The 7286-nt window shown below is 58.2% G+C and carries 6 protein-coding genes; all 6 read right to left on the bottom strand.

Translation table 11 applies throughout. The features are described from left to right. A partial coding sequence (locus tag ABYM29_RS13925; RefSeq protein ID WP_372865386.1) for a hypothetical protein occupies positions 1–321 on the bottom strand: 321 nt, incomplete at its 3' end. An 83-nt stretch (positions 322–404) separates the two neighbouring features. Beyond that, complete coding sequence (locus ABYM29_RS13920; protein ID WP_372865385.1) at positions 405–689, bottom strand: hypothetical protein; 285 nt, start codon at positions 687–689, stop codon at positions 405–407. A gap of 241 nt (positions 690–930) precedes the next feature. Continuing rightward, complete coding sequence (locus ABYM29_RS13915) at positions 931–2076, bottom strand: hypothetical protein (protein ID WP_372865384.1); 1146 nt, start codon at positions 2074–2076, stop codon at positions 931–933. Beyond that, complete coding sequence (locus tag ABYM29_RS13910) at positions 2073–5582, bottom strand: toxin VasX (protein ID WP_372865383.1); 3510 nt, start codon at positions 5580–5582, stop codon at positions 2073–2075. The genes ABYM29_RS13915 and ABYM29_RS13910 overlap by 4 nt, the downstream gene beginning before the upstream one ends. Then, positions 5579–6469 (bottom strand): DUF4123 domain-containing protein, encoded by an 891-nt coding sequence (locus ABYM29_RS13905; protein WP_372865382.1) that lies wholly within the window; start codon positions 6467–6469, stop codon positions 5579–5581. The genes ABYM29_RS13910 and ABYM29_RS13905 overlap by 4 nt, the downstream gene beginning before the upstream one ends. Next, a partial coding sequence (gene tssI / locus ABYM29_RS13900) for a type VI secretion system tip protein TssI/VgrG (protein WP_372865381.1) occupies positions 6459–7286 on the bottom strand: 828 nt, incomplete at its 5' end. The genes tssI and ABYM29_RS13905, both read right to left, overlap by 11 nt.

The raw sequence follows: 7286 nt of genomic DNA, 5'->3' as shown, positions 1-7286 counted from the left end.
GACCAGTCTGGATTCGGCCAGTAGACGCGGTTTGAACAGCAGGTCGATCAGGGTTTGCAGTTCCTCGCTCTGACCGGCGGGGCTGTCGCCCCAGCGCCGGTCGTTACCCCAGCAGCACTGCTCGAGAAAGGCTTGCAGTTCGCTGTCCTTGAAGTAGTTCCAGGCCAAGTACAGGCCCTCGACGATCAGCAGTATCCAGTTCAGTGGCACCAGGCGCAGGGTGAACCATTTAATCGCCTGCTGGGTGGTCCATTGGCCGGTCAGCGCCATATAGGTGGCATGGCCGTCCAATCCGGTTTGCGCCGCCATCAGGCCGAGCACGGCACCGTCGTGCCCCAGGCGTGCCCAGTGGTTGGCTGAGAGTAACCAGTCCCTCGGGTCAATTCTGCATCCCTGGCTTTTCCTCAGGCATTGTTCAGCACAGGCTCATTTATGCCCTGAAGCATCTTCTTGGCGCCGAAAATACCGATCATGCCTACAGGGACAAAGGGCACACAGCCGACGATAAAAATGATTGCTCCCAGTTTGGTCTTGTTGACCATAACCAGCAGCATGCCGGCGGCGTTCATCAGAAGAAATGGCAGCATCCAGACAAACAGGCCCTCATAACGTGGTTCCAAGCTGATCCAGATTACTGCGAGCAGGTGGATGAAGGCGCCCATAGGCATTTTGAAATCCATGTTGCTCATGCGGTCGTTCCTTGAGTAGGTCGAAGTGAAGTCAAATAGCGCCCAACTACCGGCGGGCCGAGTGTGGGCAGTTTCCTGCTCTGATGGCATAGGTGCCATTCACCACAGCATGGCTGTAGTCCTGCTCCGGATAGGACGAGGCAGCGGTGCCAAGTAAGTGATTTATCTGGAAGGAAATGGCTGAGTATCGCTGCCTTGGGTTGCTGTTTGAGAAACTGGGCGGCGCCATTGTCGGGCAGGGTCAGGCCGAGGTCCGTGAGTTGCCCTTTGCCGCTGGTGCGCGCAGCACTTCGGCAAAAATCGCAGTAATCGGCTTTTGCGGCTGCTGTGTATGCAGGGCTTTTACCTGCGGGCTCAGGCGCTGCAACTCGGCGCTGGGCTTGGCCCATAGCTCTGGCGGCAGAGGCTGAGACCATTCCTGTATCGTGCGTGGCAGGGCGGCGCGGCTTTTGCGTTTGATGCTTCGGATATCCCACTCGGTCATATAGTTGGGCAGCGTCCAGAGTGTCATCACATGGTAGAGGTACCAGCCGAAGATCCCTAATACGCCCACCTCGCCTTCGCGGAAGCGGCGGTGCAGGCGCTGACGGGCATTGCGGAAGGTGTGCAGGCCCTCATGGGGCGGATCGTCCGGGCCTTGCAGCTCCAGCGGATCCTGGACCTCCTTGAGGCTATGCACCTCGTATTCCATATAGGCGCGAACGGCCTCCCAGTTGCTGATGGCCAGGGGCAGGCCGGCACAAGGGAACTCCAGGGTGCAGTCGCGCCCGCTGGGGGCATGATGAAAGCCCACGCCCATGGCGTACTGACGCTGCACGCCATACTGGGTAACGCCCTGAGCCTGAATCACCCAGGCGGAAACCGACTCCCAGGGCACGATAATCGGATCACGATCGCCTATTGGTACAAAGCAAACTTCGCGGCGCTGGCGGTTGAAACGTGTGGGCCTTATATCGCTAACTTTACTGCGGGAGTGGAGCCAGGAAAGCAACAAAATGGCTAGTACGCAGAGAGACCCAAAAGGGCCTAAATAACGAAAGCCTTCATATGTGCCATAGAAAAAATCCTTTGCATCGACCACCCCCCCCCCCGCAGCCAGCGCCATTAAGGCTGCAATCATGGGTAGCAGATAAGTAACCATTACAAAGAGTGTGAAAGGGCCACCCAACAGCATTTGCCAGCCAAACACTTGGGGTAATCCCGTACCAAAGTCCAAATAGGTGTCGTTCATCTCGCCTACAGCATGGCTGTAATCCTGAGCAGGGTGCTGAGTAGGCAGAGGCAGCGGTGCCAGGTAGGTGATTTGCCCGGAAGGAAATGGCTGGGTATCGCCAGCCTTGGGTTGCTGCTTGAGAAACTGGGCGGCGCTATTGTCGGGCAAAGTCATGACGGGCCTGTGGCGGGTAGAAGAAGCGGATCGAGAGTCAGCCAGAGGGCCTGAGCCCCACGAGGCGTTTGCTCGCTGGTCGGGTAGCTGTCTTCATCATCGGGTTGCAGGCGAATCATATGTTGTATCGCCTGATAGTGGCCTTGCGTATTGCGCGTTTCGATACGCAGGGCCAGCAGCAGTTCCGTTATGGCTACGCCCTCAGTCCCCGCCGGAGGTACCAATTGCAACGTCAGAGGGGCGGCCTGGATCAAGTGCAAGCTGTCGAACACCAACTCGCTAACCGGCTGCCAGCTTACCCGGCGTACCCGCCCCCCCGTGGTATTGATCTGATAGGCCGCGAAAGCCAGGCGCACTGGCGACTGCCCCCCCAGCGGTGCCCGCAGAAGCCCTTCGCTCAAATTGGGTAGGCTAAGGACGATATTGATGGCCTTGGGTGCACTGAATATATCCCGCAACCAACTGCCATGGCCTTGATGGCTAACTTCCGCAATGGGGCTCTGGGCGATGGCTTGCAGGCGCTCCTGATAGCTGGCCAGCGGTAGCGTCTGGCGCTGCTCGGGATCATTGCTCCAAGGCGTGCTAAGCAACCAGGCATCATGCCGGCTGATATTGTGGTGGTTGTACCACCAGCTGCCGCCCAGTTCGAGCAGGGTAAAGGCCGCGCCCAACAGGTTGAAGCGAAAAAACACCGTGGACAGGCGCGTGCCTGCCATTGCCCAGGAACCACCGCGTATAACATTGACGAGAGAACTTCCCGAATTCCATAAGCCATATGCATTTGTACCTAGCATACCGGCGCTACCAATCATGCCTAACGCTGCGCCTTGCTGAGCACGGCCATTGCCTTGGCGTATTGCCTCACCCCATTCAGCTTGCCGGCTATTCAAACTGATAGCAGAAGCAAAGAAACCTAAGCCATACCCCAAAATACCCAAACCAACATGCAGCTTGCCCATTTGCGTATGCACGCCTTCCAGAGCGTGTAGTTGCAGGCTCTTAACCAACTGAGCGCTACGAGCTGTTAGCGCGGTATCGGCAATGGATTGCGCGGCCATAAAGCCTGCGGCCCCAGTACCAATCAATGCAACCCGAAATGGCGACCAATCCCTTTTCTCGGGCGCTTTTGCAAAAGCCTCATTAAATACCTGCACCAAATTCACCGTCTGCGCCACAAAAACCAGCAAGCCGGCCCCATCGCCCAGCACGTCCTTAGTTGGGGCATGGGTATAACCCTGACGCACGCTGCTGAGAACACGCCCCACTTCCTGCTGTTGGGCGGCGGCGGGAAATACCACGGTGATGCCGGCGCGCAGCGGCGCTGCACCAGCAACCCGCATCGAACTATCCGGCAGCTCGGCGATTGGGCTGAGGCCTTGGGCCAGGCGTTGCTCAAGTACGCTCAAATCACTGCGTACTTGGCGTATCTCGGCTAGCAGCTGTTGCGCCTTGGGCGATTTGTGGCCGCTGTTGCGTTTGACCCGCTCACGCTCACGGTTGAGGCGCGACAACTCGGCACGTTCGCTAAGCACATCTCCGATGGTGGTACGCAGAGCCGCCAACTCGTCTGGGCTGGCGGCGGTAAAGGTCACGCCCTCTATCCGCGCCGCGTCCAGTAGCCGGGCGGGCAGGGCCTTGGGCATTTTGCGGAAAAGTTCGTCCAGCGGAGGCAGTTGCTGGTTGGCTCTATTCTGAAAAAAGTCATCGAGGGCATTAGACATGCCGTAAGCCAGTGCCGGGGTCAGGGTCTGGTGGGCACTCTCGCCGAGAGCGCGAACACTTTCCGGCAATTGATCCAGGACTGGCAGGTGATTGGCTTCGATTGTACGCAGCTTCTCGATCGACTCCTTCAGCTTGGTAACCAGGTTGTAACCGGCATTGTTGATGTTACTGAGCTGGCCGATTAGCTCGGTTTGGCTGCTCAGCGGCAGGCTGTAAAACAGTGGTCGGTCGTAATAAGGCTGTTTCTCCAACCAGGCATGGATATCTGCGATGGCCTTGTCACTGCGACAGATGTCCTTGAAGCAGGCATATTGGGCGCTGAATGCCAGGCCAACTTGCTCGGCCTGCTGGGCATCGTAATACCAGGCTGCCAGGTGGAAACGATTGGTCGTGATCAGGGCCAAACGGTCAGCGGTGATGCGCTCCAGCAAGGCATTCCAGCGCGCCAAGTTAGACCGATGTAGCGCCAGAAAGGCATCCATGGCAGGGCGATCGATCAGCTCGTTGATCCCGCGCTGGCCAAATTTGGCGCCTTCGAGTACGGCTTTGACCCTTTTGTTCTGCTGTTTTTTGAGTCTGATCAGCGTGTCGAGATGCTTATCGACAAATGCTGGATCGGCCGCCGCCAGACTTTGTTTGGCGTAGTAACGCTGAGTGGTCGTATTGAGCTCATTAACAATGGCATAGGCATTAGTTCTGCTGGCCTTTTGGCGGATAGCGTCCAGTTGCGCCTTGAGCTCGGCGGGCTGATTGGGGTCGCTGGGGCCGGGTACGCGGGCGGTGTTACTGCCCTGGTTGAGGTAGTCGAGCACCGCTTGCCGGCTGGTAGAGCGTTCAGGCTCAGGCAAGCCTTCCAGCTCATTGAGCATGGCTTGTATGGCCGGGTCATCGGAGGCCTTGGCGATTTCCTCCAAGTCACGCCCTGCTACCTGTGACAACGACTCGATATAGCACGCCAGCAGATAGTCGCGCTCGTTGGCGTTTTTCTGTGCACCACCTTTGGCCCATTCTTCGAGCCAACCCACGGCCTTGTCCTGAAAGTTGGCCAGGTCACGCAGCACACTGATGTCGTCACGCATCACCAGATAAAGATGATCATTCTCGTACTGAGGGTTCAAGCTTTTCTTCAGCATGCCCAACTGGGTCCGCTGGTACAGCGATGGTTGCTCCCAGGCATAGTCTTGGGCTTCTTCAGGCTTCATACCTTGGCTCGCGCTTGTTGCGGCGGGCTTCTCTGCCACTTCGGCAAGCCACTTGCTGGTCTGGTAAGTAGTTAGGAGGTTGGCTGCACCTTTCTCACAATCAACCCGGCTGAGGTCTATGGCCTGCATAAAGTAATTACGTTCTTTGGCGCTCTTGAGCACCTGAGCGCATTTAGCTGCCGTCCACTGCACTTCGGAATAGGCCACATGCAGCGATTCATTGCGGGAGAAAATCAGTTGGGCTTCGCCGACACTCGCCTCTCGTTTGTCGGCAGTGACCTCGGCCTTGTTCCACAGCAGTTGGGTAATGAGGCCGTGGGCAATGCGGTATTCATGCAGAATCGCTTTGGGCTGCTTGCCGACGATCACATACAGCCAGCCGTCGCGTAGCAGGCGGATGCCGAGCTGTCGTGACTTGAGCTTGTAAGGCAGGCTCAGTTCGGCGGAAGGGTCCAGGCGTTCGACCAGGCCATAACGCAAGGGCAGTAGTTGCACCTTGTTTTTCATCAGCGGGCAGGCGCCGATCGGGCTTTTGGCGTCGCTTTTGGCCTTGTCGGCGTGATTGGGGTTCTTACTGCTCATAGGGAAGTCCTTTCCACTGGCCGGGCGCGGGCATAGGCCAGATCCGCAGCCTGCTCGATACGCTGAGAGGGTGATAGCGATGAAGTCTTGCCCACTAACGCGGCGATATCAGCATGGGTTTGCAAGGCATCTTCGCCGAGCAAACCGAAAATATTGGCATAGAGGGTGATGTCGTGTTCGCTGTGGAAACCTTGGGTATAGGCCCGCTCCGTCAGCGTCCGTAGGTGTTTCCAGCGTTCCGGCTGGCTCAGTCCATGCTGATAGTCTGGAAAGTACTCGCGCAGGTGCTCATCGAGCCGGATGAGGGTGCCGCGAAAACCCACTTCCCCAAGGATATCCAACTGGGCTTCTGTCAATTGATAGGGCCGATCATGGCGCGTGACTTCCATCGAGCCGGGGCATTGATGTTGATGCCAGCAGGCTTGAACTCGGTTGGCGACAACTACCCGTTCGATCGAGCCGAATAGCGTTACGTCATTCTCACGTACAGCCTGGCCGAACAGGGCATGCATGACTGCGGGATCGGCCAGGCGCAGCAGCATGTCTTCGCCCAGCGGGTGGCGAACGCTGACCAGCCAGCGTAAGTGGCTTAGCAACTCATCCCGGCTCGCGTGACTGAACAGCAGGTAACCCCATTCGTAGTGACTGTTTTCAACAAATGCGCCAAGTGCTGGGTCCTGTTGCCCGCTAAGGCGAACCAGGCAGGGGGACACATCGCTCAGCTCAGCCCACGGAGTGTCCAGGTACAACACGTCGAAGTCAGGCGACTCGGACCACTGATAAAGGCGTTGCGCCAGGGACTCGACACTGATTCCGTCCAGTAGCAGGTAAGCGGGGGCATCCCAGGGCAACTCCGCAGGCAGTTGGCGCAAATCGTTAGTCGGCATCTGCGGCCTCCAGCTTGGCTGCTTCGCAGATGACGCAGAGCGGTTGCTTGCGTTGCAGCGCCTGTTTCTGCGCCTGAATCAGCAACTCCCCCGCCTTGTCCGCATCCGCCGCTTTAACCTTGCCCGGCAACTCCGGCGCCGCCCCCGAGCCACTGCCAGGTCCACCACCGGAGTTGAACTTGATGATCGGGCCGACCAGGGTGATGCCGCCGCCGTCCAGCTTGATAAAGCTGCCGGCGGCTTTGAAGGTCAGTTCGCTGCCGGCTTCGAGCACGACTTTCTGGCCGCTGGACAGGTGGATCTCGCTGCCGGCGTTAATAAATTGGCCGGTGCCGATCTTGATGTGCTGGTTATTGCCGACGGTGAGGTGGTCGTTGGCTTTGATTTCGCTCTTGCGGTCGAGGTGGGTGGTGCGGTGTTCTTCGGCTTTGAATTCGCTGTAGCTGTTGGCTTCGACGGTGTCGTGGCGTTCGTGGCCGATGCGGAGCTTCTGGTCGTGCTCGATGTTTTCGTCCCAGTTGCGCTCGGCGTGGACGTAGATCTGCTCCTCGCCCTTCTTGTCCTCGATGCGTATTTCGTTGTAGCCGCCACCGCCCGGGCTGCTCAGGGTCTTGAACACGCTGCGGGTTTTGTTCGCCGGCAGGTCGTAGGGAACGACGTGTTCCTTGTGGTACAGGCAGCCGGTGACCAGGGGTTGGTCGGGGTCGCCTTCGAGGAAGGTGACCAGCACTTCCATGCCGATGCGCGGGATGGCGATGGCGCCGTAGCGGTCACCGGCCCAGCTGCTCGATACCCGTAGCCAGCAGCTGGTCTTGTC

This window comes from Spongiibacter sp. (assembly GCF_041602295.1).
Lineage (GTDB): Bacteria > Pseudomonadota > Gammaproteobacteria > Pseudomonadales > Spongiibacteraceae > Spongiibacter.
This window is presented reverse-complemented; position numbering and strand designations above follow the sequence as displayed.

Excerpts from the sequence above, each read along its gene's own strand:
- ABYM29_RS13920 (WP_372865385.1), bottom strand. The coding sequence starts at position 689 with ATGAGCAACATGGATTTCAAAATGCCTATGGGCGCCTTCATCCACCTG.
- ABYM29_RS13915 (WP_372865384.1), bottom strand. The coding sequence starts at position 2,076 with ATGACTTTGCCCGACAATAGCGCCGCCCAGTTTCTCAAGCAGCAACCC.
- ABYM29_RS13910 (WP_372865383.1), bottom strand. The coding sequence starts at position 5,582 with ATGAGCAGTAAGAACCCCAATCACGCCGACAAGGCCAAAAGCGACGCC.
- ABYM29_RS13905 (WP_372865382.1), bottom strand. The coding sequence starts at position 6,469 with ATGCCGACTAACGATTTGCGCCAACTGCCTGCGGAGTTGCCCTGGGAT.